This is a genomic window from Pseudodonghicola flavimaris (assembly GCF_030164425.1).
GTDB classification, from domain to species: domain Bacteria; phylum Pseudomonadota; class Alphaproteobacteria; order Rhodobacterales; family Rhodobacteraceae; genus Pseudodonghicola; species Pseudodonghicola flavimaris.
Genome location: NZ_JASNJD010000001.1, coordinates 158,334 through 176,279, shown reverse-complemented (window position 1 = coordinate 176,279; position 17,946 = coordinate 158,334). Strand labels below are relative to the sequence as shown.

The following is a 17,946-nucleotide window of genomic DNA, read 5'->3' as shown; positions in this document are numbered from 1 at the left end:
CTCACACCGTCGGTATTCCGTTCTCCGCGCAATGCGCAACTACGACCTCGGCGTCTAGCTTGCGCAGCCCACGGGGCAGCGATGGCGAGATGGTGTAAACAGCATCTGCCCGCCACACGCCACCCTCTTCATAAACATTTGTGCGCAGATGCCGCGCGAAACCGTATCCGCGGATCAGCGCATATTGCGCCGCCGCACATTCGGCATAGGCATCCACATCGGCCTGATCGCGCGCGCCGGTCATCGACACGTCGAACTGCACCAGATCGCCGTCCAGCAGACGGGTCTCCACACCCTGATAATCAGGAGCGAAACGCGTCACCTCGTCGCCGGTGGCCTGCACACCGCAGGCCCCCAGCAGCAGGGGCGATATGAGCGCCGCGCGGATCATTCCGCCGCGATTTTCCCGGATTTGCGCGCCGCCGCATTGGCGCTGAGCTCGGCCATCAGGGCCGAGGCGCGGGCAATCGGGTTGGTCAGGTAGAAGTCGCGGACCGCCGGATGGAACTTGCCGGGCTTCAGTGCCACGGTGTCCAGCGGCTGCCAGGCGTTCTCGATCACCTGATCGATCTGCGCCAGATGCGGCACCTCGGCGACCAGCGCCTGACGCAGCTGCGCCAGCGAATCGTAGGGCAGCGGGCTGCCCAGCTCACCGGACAGCGCCCGCAGGATCGCCCAGTTTTCCTTCGCCTCGCCCGGGGCGAACCCGGCGCGCAGAGCCAGCTGCGGACGGCCCTCGGTATTGACGAAAAGCCCGGCTTCCTCGGTATAGGCGGCTGCCGGCAGGATCACATCGGCGCGATGCGCGCCGCGGTCGCCATGGCTGCCCTGATAGATCACGAAGGGCCCAGCGGCGATCTCGACCTCATCGGCGCCCAGGCTGTAGACCACGTCGGCCCCCTCCAGCGCCTTGGTCATGCCACCTTCGGTGACAGCCCCCAGATCCATCGCGCCGACACGGGCTGCAGCGGTGTGCAGGACCAGCATCTTGCCGCCCAGCTTCTCGGTCAGCGCCATGGCCTGGCCCAGAACGGCGATGCCGTCGCCCTCGGTCAGGGCGCCCTGCCCAACGATGACCAGCGCCCCTTCGGAGGGTGCGGCCGCATCGACCAGCTGGTTCAGCGGGGCGCGGCCCGGGCCGACCCATTCGAAGTCATAGGTCAGATCCATATCCTTGGGACCGACCACATGCACGTTGGTGCCCTTGGTCCAGGCCTTGCGAATACGGGCGTTCAGCACCGGCGCCTCGTCGCGCGGGTTGGAGCCGATCAGATAGATGTCCTTGGCGGTATCGATATCCTCGATCGCCGCGGTGCCGACATAGGCCGAACGGTTGCCGGCGGGCAGAACCGCACCATCGGTGCGCGCCTCGATCTGACCGCCGAGGCCGGTGACCAGCTGTTTCAGCGCGAAGATCGCCTCGACCGGCGCCAGATCGCCGACCAGCGCCGCGACCTTGCCGCCCTTCATCGCGGCGGCGGCCTTCGACAGCGCCTCGCCCCAGGTGGCGGGACGCAGCTTGCCGTTCTCGCGGATATAGGGCTTGTCCAGCCGCTGACGGCGCAGGCCGTCCCAGACGAAGCGGGTCTTATCGGAAATCCATTCCTCGTTCACGCCGTCGTTGTTGCGCGGCATGATCCGCATCACTTCGCGCCCCTTGGTATCGACCCGGATGTTCGACCCGAGCGCATCCATCACGTCGATGGTCTCGGTCTTGGTCAGCTCCCACGGGCGGGCGGTAAAGGCATAGGGTTTCGATGTCAGCGCACCGACCGGGCACAGGTCGATGATGTTGCCCTGCATGTTCGAATCGAGCGTCTGGCCCAGATAGGAGGTGATCTCCGCATCCTCGCCGCGCCCGGTCTGGCCCATCTGGGTGATACCGGCCACCTCGGAGGTGAAACGCACACAGCGGGTGCAGGAGATGCAGCGGGTCATATGGGTCTCGACCAGCGGGCCCAGGTTCAGGTCGTCGCTGGCGCGCTTGGCCTCGCGGAAGCGGGAGAAGTCGACGCCATAGGCCATCGCCTGATCCTGCAGGTCGCATTCGCCGCCCTGGTCGCAAATCGGGCAATCCAGCGGGTGGTTGATCAGGAGAAACTCCATCACCCCCTCGCGGGCCTTCTTCACCATCGGCGAGTTGGTCTTGACCACCGGCGGCTGGCCTTCCGGCCCGGGCCGCAGGTCGCGGACCTGCATCGCGCAGGAGGCCGCCGGCTTGGGCGGGCCGCCCACGACCTCGACCAGACACATGCGGCAGTTGCCGGCGATCGACAGCCGTTCGTGATAGCAGAAGCGGGGAATTTCGACCCCGACCTGTTCACAGGCCTGGATCAGGGTCATCGCCCCGTCCACTTCGATCTCTTTTCCGTCGATGATGACTTTGCGGAGGTCAGACATGGTCTAATTCGCCCTCAGTAGCGCGCCGATTGCGCTGTTGTTCTTGATTTCCAACCGGCCCAGCCGGCACAGATCGCCCGGTTTGTCGTAGTCCAGCCCGAACTTGGCCATATAGGCCCGGCCTCGCGCGATCATCCGCGCCTTCTCGTCCTCGGAATCGAGCACGGCCTGAATCTCGGCATCCGAATAGCCAAGATCGTTGGCCCGCGCCTTGACCCGCTGGATTTCCGCAATCCCCCGGAACAGACGCGCGCTGATACCGTCGCATTTGCGGCGGATTTCATTGGCCAACACGATGGTAAAGATCCCGTCGGCAACCTCCGGCACCTCGCGCAGCGGCGGCTTCGCCTCTGCCGCCTGCGCCGGCAGGCCCAGCAGCAGCGTCGCCGCGACGGCGAGCGGCATCAGACCGGTCCGCAGCATCGCGGACAGTCCAGCACCGCTCAGCCCGCGGGGGCCGGGATATGCCAGCCCCACGGTCATGGTTTCTGACAGACCCCGCGCAGGATCAGGTCGCCCTTGTCGAACACCAGCGCCTCGGCCGCATCCTCTGGCCCGTTGATCCAGTGGATCACCGAAGAGCCGTAATTCTCGATGCAATAGCGCGTCGCCTCATAAGCGCCGGCCTGACGGGCACCGTCCAGCGACTTGCCGGCGTCTTTCACCTCGACCCGGAAGTCCGCGACCGACGCCTTGCGGTCGACCGCCTTGGCCTTGGTCTTGAAGTAGACCCCGTCGAAGGTCATCTCCTTGTCCTTCTCGGTGCAGCCCGCAAGCATCGCCAGGCACAGGACCGTCAGCGCCGCGCCGCGCACCAGAGCAGGAGTTGAGCCGAAGCCAGCCATCGTCCGGATCACTCCGCCGCCATGGCGCCCATGCGCCCGGTTTTCTTCGCCTTGATGCGGTCTTCGATTTCCTCGCGGAAGTGACGCACCAGACCCTGGATCGGCCAGGCCGCCGCATCGCCGAGCGCGCAGATGGTATGGCCTTCGACCTGCTTGGTCACCGACAGCAGCATGTCGATTTCCTCGACCTCGGCGTCGCCGGTCACCAGACGGTCCATCACCCGGCTCATCCAGCCGGTGCCCTCGCGGCAGGGGGTGCACTGGCCACAGCTTTCGTGCTTGAAGAACTTGGTGAGGCGCCAGACAGCTTTGACCACGTCGACGGAGTTGTCCATCACAATCATGCAGCCGGTGCCGAAGGAGCTCTTGTTCTCGCGCATCCAGTCGAAATCGAAGATCGCGTCTTCCAATGCCGATTTCGGCAGCACCGGACAGGAGGCGCCGCCGGGAATGATCGCCTTGAGATTGTCCCAGCCGCCACGGATGCCGCCGCCGTGATGCTCGATGATCTCGCGCACCGACATCGACATGCTTTCCTCGAAGACGCAGGGATTGTTGACGTGGCCAGTCAGCGCCATCAGCTTGGTGCCATGGTTGTTCGGCCGCCCGAAGGAGGAGAACCACTCAGGCCCGCGACGGATGATCGTCGGGGTGACGGCGATGGATTCCACGTTGTTCACCGTGGTCGGGCAGCCATAGAGACCGGCACCGGCCGGGAACGGCGGCTTCATCCGCGGCATCCCCTTCTTGCCTTCCAGACTTTCCAGCAGCGCGGTTTCCTCGCCGCAGATATAGGCCCCTGCGCCGTGGTGCAGGTAGACGTCGAAGTCGTAACCCGACTTGCAGGCGTTCTTGCCGATCAGCCCGGCGTCATAGGCCTCGTCGATGGCCGCCTGCAGCGCCTCACGCTCACGGATGTATTCGCCGCGGATATAGATATAGGCAGCGACCGCATTCATCGCGAAACCGGCGATCAGCGCGCCTTCGACCAGCGTATGCGGGTCGTGACGCATGATCTCGCGGTCCTTGCAGGTCGCTGGCTCGGATTCGTCGGCGTTGATCACCAGATAGGCCGGCCGCCCGTCGCTTTCCTTCGGCATGAAGGACCATTTCAGACCGGTCGGGAAGCCGGCGCCGCCACGGCCCCGCAGGCCGGAGTCCTTGACCTGCTGGATGATCCAGTCGCGCCCGTTGGCGAGGATCCCGGCGGTGCCGTCCCAATGGCCGCGGGCCATCGCGCCTTTCAGCGAACGGTCATGCATCCCGTAGAGGTTGGTAAAGATCCGGTCCTGGTCCTTGAGCATGCGTGCTACCCTTGGCTGTCCTGGCGCATCCGCCAGAGTTGATAGATGTTGACGAACGCCCAGACAAAGGCGGCCAGAGAGGCGAAGTAGATCAGCATCTCATGCCGAATACCCAGCCCCAGCAGCCCGGTGATCCAGGGCGCCAGCAGCGCGGCCAGAGCGGCACCGGCAATCACCAGCCCCGTCGTCCGGCCCTTCCGGGCCATCGCCCTGTCGCGCTCGTCGCTCATCGTGTTCCCATTTGGCTGTCCCCCGCGCCGCGACGCGGGAAACCGTCACTCGTAAATCTTGTCGTCTTTCGCCCGTTTGGCGAATTCGGTCTCTTCCCCTGCGGCCAGTTGCCGGGCCTGCTCGATCCAGCCGTCGCGCTCGATCCGGCCCTTGAAGGCCAGCCGGGCATCGACCCAGGCGATCTCGGCAGCGGTCCAGGCGGCGATCTGGTCATAGTGGTAGATGCCCAGATCGTTCAGCATGCCCTCAAGCTTCGGGCCAACACCCTTCAGCAGCTTCAGGTCGTCGGCCCCGCCGTCACGGGCGGCGCTGAGGATTTCCGGTTCCTGTTCATCGACCTCGGCCACGGCAACGTCACCGGCGGCTTCGGTCTTGCCCTGCCAGGGCGCGCGCAGCGGCACTTCGGTGCCGTCGATCCGCTTGATGGTGTCGCCGATCTCCACCGCGCGGGCGGCAGAGGCGTTATACTGGGTGCGGCCGCTTTCGAATTCGGTCAGCGCCACCAGCCCGGCCTTGGGCTCGGAGGAATAACGCCCGTTCTGCGGCCCCGGCACCGGTACCTCGCCGGCGGCGAGCTCATCGAGGATCTCGGCGAAGCGGTCCTTGGTCAGGTCCTCGTAGTAATCCTTGCCGATCTGCGCCATCGGCGCATTGGCGCAGGCGCCCAGGCACTCGACCTCTTCCCAGGAGAACTTGCCATCGGCGGACAGCTCATGCGGCTTCGGCGCGATCTTCTCGCGGCAGACGTCCATCAGGCTCTCGGCGCCGCAGATCATGCAGGTGGTGGTGCCGCAAACCTGAATATGCGCCACCGAGCCGACCGGCTGCAGCTGGAACATGAAGTAGAACGAGGCCACCTCGAGCACGCGGATATAGGCCATCCCGAGGAAATCGGCGACATATTCGATCGCCGGACGGGTCAGCCAGCCTTCCTGCTCCTGGGCGCGCCACAGCAGCGGGATGACCGCGCTGGCCTGACGGCCCTCGGGATATTTGGTGATCTGCGCCTCGGCCCAGGCCTGGTTGGCCGGGGTGAAGGCGAAGCTGTCGGGCTGGTCGTGATGCAAGCGGCGGAGCATTAGGCTGTCCCCTTGTGCGGGCCGCACCGGAGGGAGCCTCCGGCGGGAGTATTTTTACAGAGAAGAAGCAGGGCGGCGCGGGCCATCAGCGGTCCACCTCGCCGAACACGATGTCGAGCGTGCCGATGATGGCGGCGACGTCGGCCAGCTGGTGGCCCTTGGCGACATGGTCGATCGCCTGCAGGTGCAGATAGCCGGGCGCGCGCAGCTTGGCGCGATAGGGTTTGTTGGTGCCGTCGGCGACCAGATAGACCCCGAATTCACCTTTCGGCGCCTCGACCGCGGCATAGACTTCGCCGGCGGGCACGTGGAAGCCTTCGGTGTAGAGCTTGAAGTGGTGGATCAGGCTCTCCATCGAGGTCTTCATGTCGCGCCGCTTCGGCGGGGTCAGCTTGCCGCGCGCCAGGACGTCGCCCTGGTTTTCCGGCATCCGCAGTTTCTCGATCGCCTGCAGGATGATGCTGGTCGACTGCCGCATCTCCTCCATCCGGACGAGATAACGGTCATAGCAGTCGCCGTTCTTGCCGACCGGGATCTGGAAGTCGAATTCGTCGTAGCACTCGTAGGGCTGCGCGCGGCGCAGGTCCCAGGCGAGGCCGGAGCCGCGCACCATCACGCCTGAGAAACCCCATTGCTGGATCTCTTCCTCGTTGACGACGCCGATATCGACGTTGCGCTGCTTGAAGATGCGGTTCTCGCTCAGCAGCGCGTCGATGTCGTCGAGCACCTTCGGGAAGGCATGCGCCCAGGTCTCGATATCGTCGAGCAGTTCCGGCGGCAGATCCTGATGCACGCCGCCGGGGCGGAAATAGGCGGCGTGGAACCGGGCGCCGCAGGCGCGCTCGTAGAAGATGCAGAGTTTCTCACGTTCCTCGAAGCCCCAGAGCGGCGGCGTCAGCGCACCCACGTCCATGGCCTGGGTGGTGACGTTCAGCAGGTGGTTCAGCACCCGGCCGATTTCGGAATAGAGCACCCGGATCAGAGAGGCGCGACGCGGCACCTCAACCCCGGTCAGCTTTTCGATCGCCAGACACCAGGCATGTTCCTGGTTCATCGGCGCCACATAGTCGAGCCGGTCGAAATAGGGCAGGTTCTGCAGATAGGTGCGGCTTTCCATCAGCTTCTCGGTGCCGCGGTGCAGCAGGCCGATATGCGGATCGCAGCGCTCGACGATCTCGCCGTCGAGCTCCAGCACCAGGCGCAGCACGCCGTGGGCAGCAGGGTGCTGCGGGCCGAAGTTGATGTTAAAGTTGCGAATCTGCTGTTCGCCGCTCAGCGCATCGGTGCTGCCGTCGTCAAATTTGGAGCCGTCCATCACTTCGCCCCCTCTTTCTCGTCACCGGGGAGGATGTATTCGGCGCCTTCCCACGGGCTCATGAAATCAAACTGGCGATACTCGGCCACCAGGCTCACCGGCTCGTAGACCACGCGTTTCTCGACTTCGTCATAGCGCACCTCGGTATAGCCGGTGGTGGGGAAGTCCTTGCGCAGCGGGTAGCCGCGGAAGCCATAGTCGGTCAGGATGCGGCGCAGGTCCGGGTGCCCCGAGAACAGGATACCGAACATGTCGAAGGTTTCCCGCTCGAACCAGTTGGCCGAGGGGTGCACATCGATGATCGAGGGCACGATCTCATCCTCGCGGATGGACACCCGCAGGCGGATCCGCTGGTTCTGATACATCGACAGCAGGTGATAGACGACATCGAACCGCTTGGGTCGGGTCGGATAGTCCACCCCGGTGATATCCACCAGCGAGGAGAACTTGCAGGTCGCGTCGGTTTTCAGAAATTCGACAAAGGCGGGGATGCTGGCGGGAACCACGTCCACGTTCAGCTCGCCATAGGCGACGTCCCAGCCCAAGACGCAGTCGGGACGTTTCGCCTCGATATGCGCGCCCAGTTCCTTGAGTGCTTCGCTCATCGTGCTCTCTCCATCCTGGCGCGGCTCAGCGCACGAGTGTCCCGGTGCGGCGGATCTTGCGCTGCATCTGCATCAGGCCGTACATCAGCGCCTCAGCCGTCGGCGGGCAGCCCGGCACATAGACGTCGACCGGCACGATGCGGTCGCAGCCGCGCACCACCGAGTAGGAATAGTGATAATAGCCGCCGCCATTGGCGCAACTGCCCATCGACAGCACATAGCGCGGCTCGGGCATCTGGTCGTAAACCTTGCGCAACGCCGGGGCCATCTTGTTGGTCAGCGTGCCAGCCACGATCATCAGGTCGGACTGACGCGGGGAGGCGCGCGGCGCGATGCCGAAACGTTCAGCATCGTAGCGCGGCATCGAGGTATGCATCATCTCGACGGCGCAGCAGGCCAGACCGAAGGTCATCCAGTGCAGCGACCCGGTCCGGGCCCAGTTGATGATGTCTTCGGTCGAGGTCAACAGGAAGCCCTTGTCCTGCAGCTCGGCGTTCAGCGCCTGGGTTGCGACTTCCTTGTCGGCGCCGGCGGTGTTCGCTCCGGTCATCACTCCCATTCCAGCGCCCCTTTCTTCCATTCATAGGCAAAGCCAGCGGTCAGAATGCCAAGGAACACCATCATGCCCCAGAAGGCGACATCGCTGAGATCGGCAAAGCCCACCGCCCAGGGGAACAGCATGGCGATTTCCAGATCGAAGATGATGAACAGGATCGACACCAGATAGAAGCGCACATCGAACTTCATCCGGGCGTCGTCAAAGGCGTTGAAACCGCATTCGTAGGCGCTGACCTTTTCCGGGTCGGGGTTGCGCACGGCCAGAACGACAGCAGCGAGGATCAGGACCAGCCCAAGACCCACGGCAACCGCCAGAAACACCAGAATCGGGAGGTATTCCCGCAACAACTCTTCCACGAGTGGCTCCTTTCCCGCGCGCATCCGTGCGGCGCGCCGTCAATTGGCATGTTGACCTGCCGCCTCTCTACTCCCGCCGGACCAGAGCGTCAACCAAGGCCGGGGCATTCAAATCGCGGAGAAATGCCGCGGCCCGACAGCTTCATTATACTGAATGTGTTAGGAATTTCCCTGTTTTCACGGGATCACGCCGCAGTGCAGCAGCAGACCGGCCTCCCGCGACGGTAAGCAGCTGTTTCCGAAGTTTGCGAACCAAGCCGGGTTTTCAGGCAGCGGGTGAGTCCTTTTCCCCGAAACCGGCGCTGTCAGCCCCCGGTCTTGCCGGCCTTTCGCTCAGTCCCCCTGCCCCGCCGCCGTGCGCAGCCAATCGAGCAATGCGGCAACCGATCGCCGGTCGCGCGCCCGCGGCATCACCGCCGCCCGGAAACCGTCTGGCACGGTGACGAATCCGAAGGGGGCGGTCAGCCGGCCGGCGGCGAGATCGCCGGTCACCAGCCGGCGTTCGGCCAGCGCCACGCCCAGCCCCGCCACCGCGGCGCCAAGCGCCAGGAAGTGATGCGCATGCACCTCTTCGCGCCCGCTGCGCAGGGCGACGCCGCTGCGCTGCATCCATTCGCCCCAGGTCTGCAGCGCATTGGGCTGGGTCAATCGCACCGGTGCGCTCCACCCCTCCGGCCCCTGCTCCGGCGCCGCCTGTTCCAGCGGATAGCCCGGCGCGCAGACCAGCCCGTAGGCAGCCTGCCCCAACGGCCGCTGATCGGCCTCACGCAACCCGCCGCGCAACCGGTCATAACTGAGCAGCACGTCGAAATCGCTGTCGCGCAGCTGCTGCGGCCCCGACATCCGCAGCCGCAATTCGATATCGGGTTGGCGGGCATAGAACTCCGGCAGGCGCGGGATCAGCCAGCGGCTGGCCAGCGTGGCGCTGACCGCGAGATCGACGAACCGGTCGTCCTGTTCCGCACGCAACGCCTCGGCCACGGCGCCCAGTTCATCCAGCATGGCGGTGGCGCTGCGCCGCAACCGCTCCCCCCGCGGCGTCAGCCGCAGGCCGGTTCCGGCCTTTTCGAACAGATCGCCGCCCAGATCCTCGGACAGATGCCGGATCTGCTTGCTGACCGCGCTATGGGTGCGCCCCAGTTCCTCCGCCGCTGCGGTGACAGAGCCGCGCCGTGCCGTCGCCTCGAAGGCCGGCAGGGCGGAAAGCGGAGGCAAGCGGCGGCTCATATGTTCCCATTTCTCACAAAGACGGGGACAACTTCTCAATTTTTGCAGATCAGTACAAGGAATATACCATGCAAAAGTGGAACAGAGGAGAGAGGCAGATGGCCGTGATCGTTCCGTTTTCCCCGGCGCCGAAGGGGCACCTGCCCGCGCAGATCGTCCGAAACGCGTCCCCGTCCCGGCTGTCCCGGCTGATGCTGTGGCGGCAGCGCCGGGCGCAGCGCCTCATGCTGCGCGACGACCTGCTGCGCCAACCCGACAGCGTGCTGGCCGACGCCGGCTGGACCCGCGCCGCTGCCCGGGCCGAAGCCGCCAAACCGTTCTGGCGCGGCTGACCTCAGCCCGCCATCCAGCCCGGCTTGCCCTTGGCGAAGAAGGCAGCGATGCCCTCTTTCGCCTCTTCGCCCTCCCAGCACTCGACGAGGGCACGGATCGTATGGTCGATCACCTCATCGTCGATCCGGGGTCCGAGGGTGCGGGTCAGTCGCTTGGCCGCCGCCACCGCGCCGGGCGCGCAGGACAGATAGGGGAGAACCTCGGCCTCCGCCGCCGCCATCAGATCGTCGGCCGGAACGGCGCGGGCCAAGAGCCCCAGCTCCACCGCCTCGGCCGCATCGAACAACCGCCCGGACATGAACACCCGCCGCGCCCGCGCCTCCCCCATGCGAGCGACGACATAGGGGCCGATTGTGGCCGGGATCAGCCCCAGCCGCGTCTCGGTCAGCCCCATCTTCAGATGATCGGCCCCCAGCGTCACGTCACAGACCGAGGCCAGCCCGACACCGCCGCCGAAGGCATTGCCCTGCAGCGCCCCGATCACCGGTTTCGGCAGGGTGTTGAGCGCCTGCAGCGCCAGCGCCAGCTTGCGCGCCTCGATGAACCGGGTCTCCGGATCGGCGGCCATCTGATCCTGCATCCAGCCCAGATCGCCGCCGGCGCAGAATGTCTTGCCCGCCCCGGTCAGGATCACCGCGCGCACCCCTGGATCGGCGCCAAGCTGCTCTGCCGCGCGCGTCAGCTCGGCGATCATGGTCGCCGACATCGCATTATGCTTGTCGACCCGGCTCAGAGTCAGCGTCGCGACACCCCGGTCGTCACACGCGATTGTGATGGTCTCGAACATATTTTAGGCCCCCTCTCCCAGGCGCATCGCCCGCGCCATCTCCGCCGCGCGCTCGATCACCGCCAGATCGAGCCCGGTGTCATAGCCCGCCGCCGCCAGATGCGCGGCGACCCGCTCGGTCGCCACATTGCCGGCGGCCCCGGGTGCATAGGGGCAGCCCCCCAGCCCCCCGACCGCCGCATCGAACACCCTAAGCCCCAGCGCCAGAGAGGCATCGATATTGGCCAGCGCCCGGCCGGCGGTATCGTGATAATGCCCGGCCAGCCGGTCTGCTGGCACCTCCTCCAGCACCGCCCGCAGCATCGCGGTGATACTCTCCGGCGTCGCCTGGCCGATGGTGTCGCCCAGCGAAATTTCATAACATCCCATCGCCTGCAGCCGCGCCGCCACCTCGGCCACCTTTCCCGGGCGCGTCGGCCCGTCATAGGGGCAATCGGTCACGCAGGAGATATAGCCGCGCACCGGCAGGCCGATCTCGGCCGCTGCCGCCAGGATCGGCTCGAACCGGGCGATGCTCTCCTCGATGGTGGCGTTGATATTGGCCTTGGAAAACCCTTCCGAGGCGGCGGCGAAAATCGCCACCTCATCGGCCCCGGCCGCCACCGCATCCTGAAACCCGCGCAGATTCGGCGTCAGCGCCGCATAGCGGACCCCCGGCGCGCGCCGGATACCGGCCAGAACATCGGCGCTGCCGGCCATCTGCGGCACCCATTTCGGGCTGACGAAACTGGCGCATTCGATCCGGGCGAAACCGGCGCCGCTCAGGCAATCGACCAGCGCCACCTTCTCCGCCACCGGGATCGGCCGTTTCTCGTTCTGCAGCCCGTCGCGGGGCCCCACCTCGAAGATCTCGACACGCTCAGCCATGGCGCGCGTCTCCTCTCGGGCCCAGGCCTCGGTCGCACCGCCGCGCCCTCCCCCGCTCCGGCGCATCGTCGCCGATCACCAGGGCCGCGCCCCCTGCTTCTTCTCTGCGAAAATACTCACCGGCCCCACCGCCGGTCACGGGCGCGCCGCTCATGCCTCGTCCTCCTCCAGCCGCACCAGAGCGGCGCCGGCCTCGACCTGATCGCCGGCGGCAGCCAGCACCTCGGCCACCACGCCATCGCGCGCCGCCACCAGCGTATGCTCCATCTTCATCGCCTCGAGGATCGCCAGCCGCTGACCCTCTGCCACCGTCTCGCCGGCCGCAACGAAGACCGCCTTCACCAGACCAGGCATCGGCGCCTCGATCAGGTTGCCGCCGGCGGCATCGGCGCCGGCACGGTCCAGCGGATCGACCAGATCGAACACCGGCGCCGCCCCGGAAAACAGCGTGATCCGCGCGCCCGCCCGCGCCATCGGCACCGCCCGGGCGCCATCGAACCGCCAGCCCGAGGCATCGCGGCAGGCGATGACCGTCCGGTCCTCCACCACGATCTCCGCCCGGTCCGCCGCAGAGAGGCGCACCGTGACCTGCCGCGGCGCCTCGGCACAGAGCAGCGTCACGCTGCGCTCCAGCGACGCCCAGAGGGTGAAGCCCGCCATCGGCGCCGGTGCCGCCATCAGCCCCGACGCCGCCAGCGCCGCCTGCGCCACCAGCCGGGGCTCGGGCACGGGATCGGCGATCAGCCCGTCCAGATCGCGTTCGATCAGCCCGGTGTCGACATCGCCCGCCGCGAAGCCCGCATGCCGGGTCAGCGCCGCGAGAAAGGTCAGGTTGGTGACGGATCCGGCCACTTCCGACCGCTCCAGCGCCCGGGTCATCCGCGCCAGCGCGATCTCCCGCGTCGGACCATGGGTGATCACCTTGGCGATCATCGGATCGTAGAACGGGCTGATGGTGTCGCCCGCGCGCACGCCGCTGTCGATCCGGGCGCCGGTCGGAAATTCCAGATGAGTGAGCGTGCCGGTCGCGGGCAGGAATCCCTTCGGCACGTCCTCGGCATAAAGCCGCGCTTCGAAGGCATGGCCCTTGAGAGGGATTTGCACTTGCGTCATCGGCAGCGGCTCCCCGGCGGCGACGCGCAGCTGCCATTCGACCAGGTCGATGCCGGTCACCGCCTCGGTGACGGGATGTTCCACCTGCAGCCGGGTGTTCATCTCCATGAACCAGAAGCGATCGGCGCGCAGCCCGTCTGAAGCATCGACGATGAATTCGATGGTGCCGGCGCCTTTGTAGCCGATGGCCTTCGCCGCCCGCACCGCCGCCTCGCCCATCGCCGCGCGCATCTCGGCGGTCATGCCGGGCGCCGGGGCTTCCTCGATCACCTTCTGGTGACGGCGCTGCAGTGAGCAGTCGCGTTCGTATAGGTGAACCGCGTCCTGCCCGTCGCCAAAGACCTGCACTTCTATATGACGCGGTTTTTCGACGTATTTCTCGATCAGCACCGCATCGTTGCCGAAGGCGGTGCGCGCCTCGCCACGGGCCGAGTCGAGCGCGTCGGCGAAATCCTCTGCCCGCGCCACCCTGCGCATGCCCTTGCCGCCGCCGCCGGCGACCGCCTTGATCAGCACCGGATAGCCGATGGTATCGGCGGCCCCGGCCAGATGTTCGGGGTCCTGATTGTCGCCGTGATAGCCGGGAACCACCGGCACGCCGGCCTTTTCCATCAGCGCCTTCGCCGCGTCCTTCAGCCCCATCGCCCGGATCGCGGACGCCGAAGGGCCGATGAAGGTCAGCCCCGCCGCCTCCACCGCCTCGACGAAATCCGGGTTCTCGGACAGAAACCCGTAGCCCGGGTGGACCGCCTGCGCCCCGGCCTTGAGCGCCACCTCGATCAGGGTTTGCCCCTTGAGATAGCTTTCCGCAGGTTGCGGCGGACCGATCGGAAAGGCCTCATCGGCCAGCACGACATGTCGCGCCCCTGCATCGGCCTCGGAATAGACCGCCACCGTGCCCACCCCCATCGCACGGGCGGTTTCGATGATGCGGCAGGCGATTTCGCCACGGTTGGCGATCAGGATCTTCTTAAACATCTGTCTCTCCCTTGGTCGCCGGGGTCGGGGGCGCTGCCCCCGCTCCTGCGGAGCCCCCCCGGGATATTTCCGCCAGATCGAAGGCTTCGACCCGGTCCAAACATCCCCGCCAGAGGCATTGAGTTTGTCACATCCGGAACACGCCGAAGCGGGTGGGTTCGATCGGTGCGCAGAGGCTGGCAGACAGGCTCAGCGCCAGCACCTCGCGCGTCTTGCGGGGATCGACGATACCGTCGTCCCAGAGCCGGGCCGAGGCATAGAGCGGATGGCTCTGGCGTTCGAACATCTCCAGCGTCGGGCGCTTGAACTCCGCCTCCTCCTCGGCCGACCAGCTGCCGCCCTTGCGTTCGATCCCGTCGCGCTTGACGGTGGCCAGAACGCCCGCCGCCTGTTCGCCCCCCATCACCGAGATGCGGCTGTTGGGCCAGGTCCAGAGAAACCGGGGCGAATAAGCGCGGCCCGCCATCCCGTAGTTGCCGGCGCCGAAAGAGCCGCCGACCAGCATGGTGATCTTCGGCACATTGGTGGTGGCCACCGCCGTCACCATCTTGGCGCCATGCCGTGCGATGCCCTCGTTTTCGTATTTGCGCCCGACCATGAAGCCGGTGATGTTCTGCAGGAAGACCAGCGGGATATTGCGCTGCGAGCAGAGCTCGACGAAATGTGCCGCCTTCTGCGCGGCTTCCGAGAAGAGCACGCCGTTGTTGGCGACGATCCCCACCGGGCAGCCCATCACATGGGCGAAGCCGGTGACGATGGTCTCGCCGAACCGCGGCTTGAATTCGTCGAAGCGGGAGCCGTCGACGGTGCGCGCGATCACCTCGCGGATATCGTAGGGGGTGCGCAGATCGCCCGGCACGGCGCCAAGGATCTCCTCGGGGTCATAGGCGGGGTCCTCAGGCGACTGCCATTGTACCGTCTGCGGCTTGGCACGGTTCAGATGGCTGACGGCGCGGCGGGCCAGCGCCAGGGCGTGGGCGTCATCCTCGGCCAGGTAATCGGCAACCCCTGACAGGCGGGTGTGCACATCGCCACCGCCGAGATCCTCGGCCGAGACGACCTCGCCCGTCGCCGCCTTCACCAGCGGCGGGCCGGCGAGGAAGATGGTGCCCTGATCGCGCACGATGATGGTGACATCCGACATCGCCGGCACATAGGCGCCGCCGGCGGTGCACGAGCCCATCACCACGGCGATCTGCGGGATGCCGCGGGCCGACATGTTGGCCTGGTTGTAGAAGATGCGGCCGAAATGGTCGCGATCCGGGAACACCTCGTCCTGCTGCGGCAGGTTGGCGCCGCCCGAATCCACCAGATAGATGCAGGGCAGCGCGCATTGCGCCGCGATCTCCTGCGCGCGCAGGTGTTTCTTGACCGTCATCGGGTAATAGGTGCCGCCCTTCACGGTGGCGTCGTTGCAGACCACCATGACCTCTTGCCCCTCGACCCGGCCGATGCCGGCGATCACCCCGGCGGCCGGGGCGGCATTGTCGTACATGTCATGTGCGGCGGTGGCGCCGATTTCCAGAAACGGCGCGCCGGGGTCCAGCAGATTGGCAACCCTTTCGCGCGGCAGCATCTTGCCACGGGAGACATGGCGGGCGCGGGCTGCCTCGCCGCCGCCGCCTTCGGCCTGCTGCGCGGCGGCGCGCACGGTCTCCAGCGCGGCGAGATGGGCGGCGCGATTGGCCTGAAACGCCTCTGAGGACGGCAGGATACGGGATGTGAGTTTCACGACAGGGCCTCCTGTTCTGCCGCCATGCGGCCTTGTGCTTGCGGGCGGGACGATGCGGCGGCGCGGCGGCCGGCGGCCACGGCGGGACGCGCGGCGACCGACCTGCGCGTCTCCGGCATAGCCGCCATGCGCCTGCGCCAAACCGTCCCGTTTCTGGGGAGAAAGCCGCCATTCAGCGCGATCCGCGGACCAGCTGCCGTGACGGCAGCCACGGTTTCTTGATCCAGATCAGCGAATCCACCGGGGGCCGGCGCCACAAGGGCGCCATCAAGATATGAAAGGACAGACAAATGACACGCCAAGCCGCAGCATTGGTTTTCTCGACCGCTCTTGCCGCCGTTCTGGCTGGGCCGCTGGCCGCCCAATCGCAGGGTGACTGGACCCTGGGTTTCGGGCTCGGCTACGTCGATCCGAAATCCGACAATGGGACGCTGGCCGGGGCCAGCGCCGATGTCGGCGACAACGCGCAGCCGATCTTCACCGCCGAATACTTCTTCCGCGACAACTGGGGCGTCGAAATCCTCGCCGCCACCCCGTTCAAGCATAACGTCTTCGTCGGTGGCGGCTATGCCGCAACGGTGAAACAGCTGCCGCCGGTGGTTTCGGTCAACTATCACGTGCCGACGCAGACCGCGTTCAAGCCGTTCTTCGGGCTCGGGGTGAACTACACCACCTTCTTCGAGGAAAGCTCGCCGCTCGGCAATATCGAGCTGGACGATTCCTGGGGTGTCGCCGTGCAGGCCGGTCTGGACTACGAGATCAGCGACAAGAACGCGGTGCGGTTCAACGTGCGCTGGATCGACATCAACTCCGACGTGACGCTGAATGGCGCCAACATCGGCGAAGCCGAGATCGACCCCTGGGTCGTGGCCGTGTCCTACGTGCATCGGTTCTGATCCTCCTCTCGGCGCAGAGCCCGAACCGGGCCCTGCGCCATGGATCGGCCCCAAACGTCCCCTCGGTCGTTTGGGTGCCATGCGTCGATGGCCGTTCTCCTCTCAGGCCATCGACGCCATAAGTTCCCGCCCGATCAGCATCCGGCGGATTTCCGACGTGCCGGCGCCGATTTCCATCAGCTTGGCATCGCGGAACAGACGGCTGACAGCCGCGTCGGAGAGGAACCCAGCCCCGCCCATCGCCTGCACTGCCTGATGTGCCTGCACCATCGCCTGTTCGCTGGCATAGAGGCAGCAGGCCGCCGCGTCCTGGCGTGTCACCGTGCCGGCGTCGCAGGCCTTGGCGACCTCGTAGACATAAGCGCGGGCCGAGTTCATCGCCGTGTACATGTCGGCGATCTTGCCCTGCATCAGCTGGAAGTTCCCGATCGGCTGACCGAATTGCTTGCGCTCGGCCAGATAGGGCATGATCTCGTCGAGACAGGCGGCCATGATCCCCAGGCCGATGCCCGCCAGAACCACCCGTTCGTAATCGAGCCCGGACATCAGCACCCGGACGCCCCGGCCCTCTTCGCCCAGCACGTTTTCGAACGGCACCTCGACATCGTCGAAGATCAGCTCGGCGGTATTGGAGCCGCGCATCCCCAGCTTGTCGAAATGCGGGCTGGTGGAAAACCCCTTCATGGTCTTCTCGACGATGAAGGCGGTGATGCCTTTCGAGCCGCCCTCCGGGTCGGTCTTGGCATAGACCACCAGCGTATCGGCATCCGGCCCGTTGGTGATCCAGTATTTGTTGCCGTTCAGGACGTAATAGCCGTTCCGCTTCTCGGCGCGGAGCTTCATCGACACCACGTCCGATCCGGCTCCGGGCTCGCTCATCGCCAGGGCGCCGACGTGTTCGCCAGAAATCAACCCCGGCAGGTATTTGCGCTTCTGCTCTTCGCTGGCGTTCAACTTGATCTGGTTGACGCAGAGGTTGGAATGCGCGCCGTAGGACAGCGAGACCGAGGCCGAGGCGCGGGCGATCTCCTCCACCGCGACGGTATGGGCCAGATAGCTGAGACCAGTGCCACCGTATTCCTCGGACACGGTGATCCCGAGCAGGCCCATCTCCCCCAGCTCACGCCAGAGCGGCGCCGGGAAATCATTGCTGCTGTCGATCTCTGCGGCCATGGGCTTGATCCGCTCCTGGGCCCAGCGATGGACGCCGTCGCGCAGGGCATTCACGTCCTCCCCCAGATCGAATGTCATCGTCGCGTTGAACATGTCCTCTCCCCATGGATTTATTGAACGCACGTTCATTTACTACGCAGCCGAAG

At 66.2% G+C, this 17,946-nt stretch carries 19 protein-coding genes; 2 read left to right on the top strand and 17 right to left on the bottom strand.

Annotated features, from left to right (window positions below):
* Position 1: 1 nt before the first annotated feature.
* The 12 genes from QO033_RS00840 to QO033_RS00785 form a co-directional block, all read right to left on the bottom strand.
* A complete protein-coding gene (locus QO033_RS00840; RefSeq protein ID WP_284479021.1) occupies positions 2-391 on the bottom strand; it encodes a hypothetical protein in 390 nt (129 codons plus the stop codon).
* Positions 388-2,400: an NADH-quinone oxidoreductase subunit NuoG gene (gene nuoG, locus QO033_RS00835; protein ID WP_284479020.1), complete on the bottom strand. Its 2,013-nt coding sequence runs from the start codon at positions 2,398-2,400 to the stop codon at positions 388-390. The genes QO033_RS00840 and nuoG overlap by 4 nt, the downstream gene beginning before the upstream one ends.
* Positions 2,401-2,403: 3 nt before the next feature.
* Positions 2,404-2,823 carry a DUF5333 domain-containing protein gene (locus tag QO033_RS00830; protein WP_284479019.1) on the bottom strand — a complete coding sequence of 140 codons (420 nt, stop codon included), beginning with the start codon at positions 2,821-2,823 and terminating at the stop codon, positions 2,404-2,406.
* Between the two features lie 56 nt (positions 2,824-2,879).
* Positions 2,880-3,245 carry a hypothetical protein gene (locus tag QO033_RS00825; protein WP_284479018.1) on the bottom strand — a complete coding sequence of 122 codons (366 nt, stop codon included), beginning with the start codon at positions 3,243-3,245 and terminating at the stop codon, positions 2,880-2,882.
* A gap of 8 nt (positions 3,246-3,253) precedes the next feature.
* Positions 3,254-4,549, bottom strand: coding sequence for an NADH-quinone oxidoreductase subunit NuoF (gene nuoF, locus QO033_RS00820; protein ID WP_284479017.1), 1,296 nt, complete (start codon positions 4,547-4,549; stop codon positions 3,254-3,256).
* Positions 4,550-4,554: 5 nt separating this feature from the next.
* Positions 4,555-4,779, bottom strand: a complete 225-nt coding sequence (locus tag QO033_RS00815; RefSeq protein ID WP_284479016.1) for a DUF5337 domain-containing protein — start codon at positions 4,777-4,779, stop codon at positions 4,555-4,557.
* Between the two features lie 45 nt (positions 4,780-4,824).
* Positions 4,825-5,859: an NADH-quinone oxidoreductase subunit NuoE gene (gene nuoE, locus QO033_RS00810; RefSeq protein WP_284479015.1), complete on the bottom strand. Its 1,035-nt coding sequence runs from the start codon at positions 5,857-5,859 to the stop codon at positions 4,825-4,827.
* 85 nt (positions 5,860-5,944) lie between these two features.
* Complete coding sequence (locus QO033_RS00805) at positions 5,945-7,174, bottom strand: NADH-quinone oxidoreductase subunit D (protein WP_284479014.1); 1,230 nt, start codon at positions 7,172-7,174, stop codon at positions 5,945-5,947.
* Positions 7,174-7,779, bottom strand: a complete 606-nt coding sequence (locus QO033_RS00800; RefSeq protein ID WP_284479013.1) for an NADH-quinone oxidoreductase subunit C — start codon at positions 7,777-7,779, stop codon at positions 7,174-7,176. Before QO033_RS00800 ends, QO033_RS00805 begins: the two co-directional genes overlap by 1 nt.
* Positions 7,780-7,804: 25 nt before the next feature.
* Positions 7,805-8,338, bottom strand: coding sequence for a NuoB/complex I 20 kDa subunit family protein (locus QO033_RS00795; protein ID WP_284479012.1), 534 nt, complete (start codon positions 8,336-8,338; stop codon positions 7,805-7,807).
* Positions 8,329-8,694 (bottom strand): NADH-quinone oxidoreductase subunit A, encoded by a 366-nt coding sequence (locus QO033_RS00790; protein WP_284479011.1) that lies wholly within the window; start codon positions 8,692-8,694, stop codon positions 8,329-8,331. The genes QO033_RS00795 and QO033_RS00790 overlap by 10 nt, the downstream gene beginning before the upstream one ends.
* Positions 8,695-9,027: 333 nt before the next feature.
* A complete protein-coding gene (locus QO033_RS00785) occupies positions 9,028-9,921 on the bottom strand; it encodes a LysR substrate-binding domain-containing protein (RefSeq protein ID WP_284479010.1) in 894 nt (297 codons plus the stop codon).
* A 98-nt stretch (positions 9,922-10,019) separates the two neighbouring features.
* Here QO033_RS00785 and QO033_RS00780 point away from each other — a divergent pair, with 98 nt between their 5' ends.
* Positions 10,020-10,253, top strand: a complete 234-nt coding sequence (locus tag QO033_RS00780) for a hypothetical protein (protein WP_284479009.1) — start codon at positions 10,020-10,022, stop codon at positions 10,251-10,253.
* A gap of 2 nt (positions 10,254-10,255) precedes the next feature.
* Here the strand turns inward: QO033_RS00780 and QO033_RS00775 are convergent, their stop codons facing one another.
* The 4 genes from QO033_RS00775 to QO033_RS00760 all read right to left on the bottom strand — a co-directional run bounded on the left by QO033_RS00775 (position 10,256) and on the right by QO033_RS00760 (position 15,731).
* Entirely contained in the window at positions 10,256-11,041 is a 786-nt protein-coding gene (locus tag QO033_RS00775; RefSeq protein ID WP_284479008.1) for a crotonase/enoyl-CoA hydratase family protein, read from the bottom strand.
* A 3-nt stretch (positions 11,042-11,044) separates the two neighbouring features.
* Entirely contained in the window at positions 11,045-11,908 is an 864-nt protein-coding gene (locus tag QO033_RS00770; RefSeq protein WP_284479007.1) for a hydroxymethylglutaryl-CoA lyase, read from the bottom strand.
* A gap of 150 nt (positions 11,909-12,058) precedes the next feature.
* Entirely contained in the window at positions 12,059-13,999 is a 1,941-nt protein-coding gene (locus QO033_RS00765) for an acetyl/propionyl/methylcrotonyl-CoA carboxylase subunit alpha (protein ID WP_284479006.1), read from the bottom strand.
* Positions 14,000-14,126: 127 nt separating this feature from the next.
* Positions 14,127-15,731, bottom strand: coding sequence for a carboxyl transferase domain-containing protein (locus tag QO033_RS00760; protein WP_284479005.1), 1,605 nt, complete (start codon positions 15,729-15,731; stop codon positions 14,127-14,129).
* 290 nt (positions 15,732-16,021) lie between these two features.
* Here QO033_RS00760 and QO033_RS00755 point away from each other — a divergent pair, with 290 nt between their 5' ends.
* Positions 16,022-16,627 carry an OmpW/AlkL family protein gene (locus tag QO033_RS00755; RefSeq protein ID WP_284479004.1) on the top strand — a complete coding sequence of 202 codons (606 nt, stop codon included), beginning with the start codon at positions 16,022-16,024 and terminating at the stop codon, positions 16,625-16,627.
* Between the two features lie 102 nt (positions 16,628-16,729).
* Here the strand turns inward: QO033_RS00755 and QO033_RS00750 are convergent, their stop codons facing one another.
* On the bottom strand, positions 16,730-17,893 hold the full coding sequence (locus QO033_RS00750) for an isovaleryl-CoA dehydrogenase (protein ID WP_284479003.1): 1,164 nt from the start codon (positions 17,891-17,893) through the stop codon (positions 16,730-16,732).
* Between the last annotated feature and the right edge of the window lie 53 nt (positions 17,894-17,946).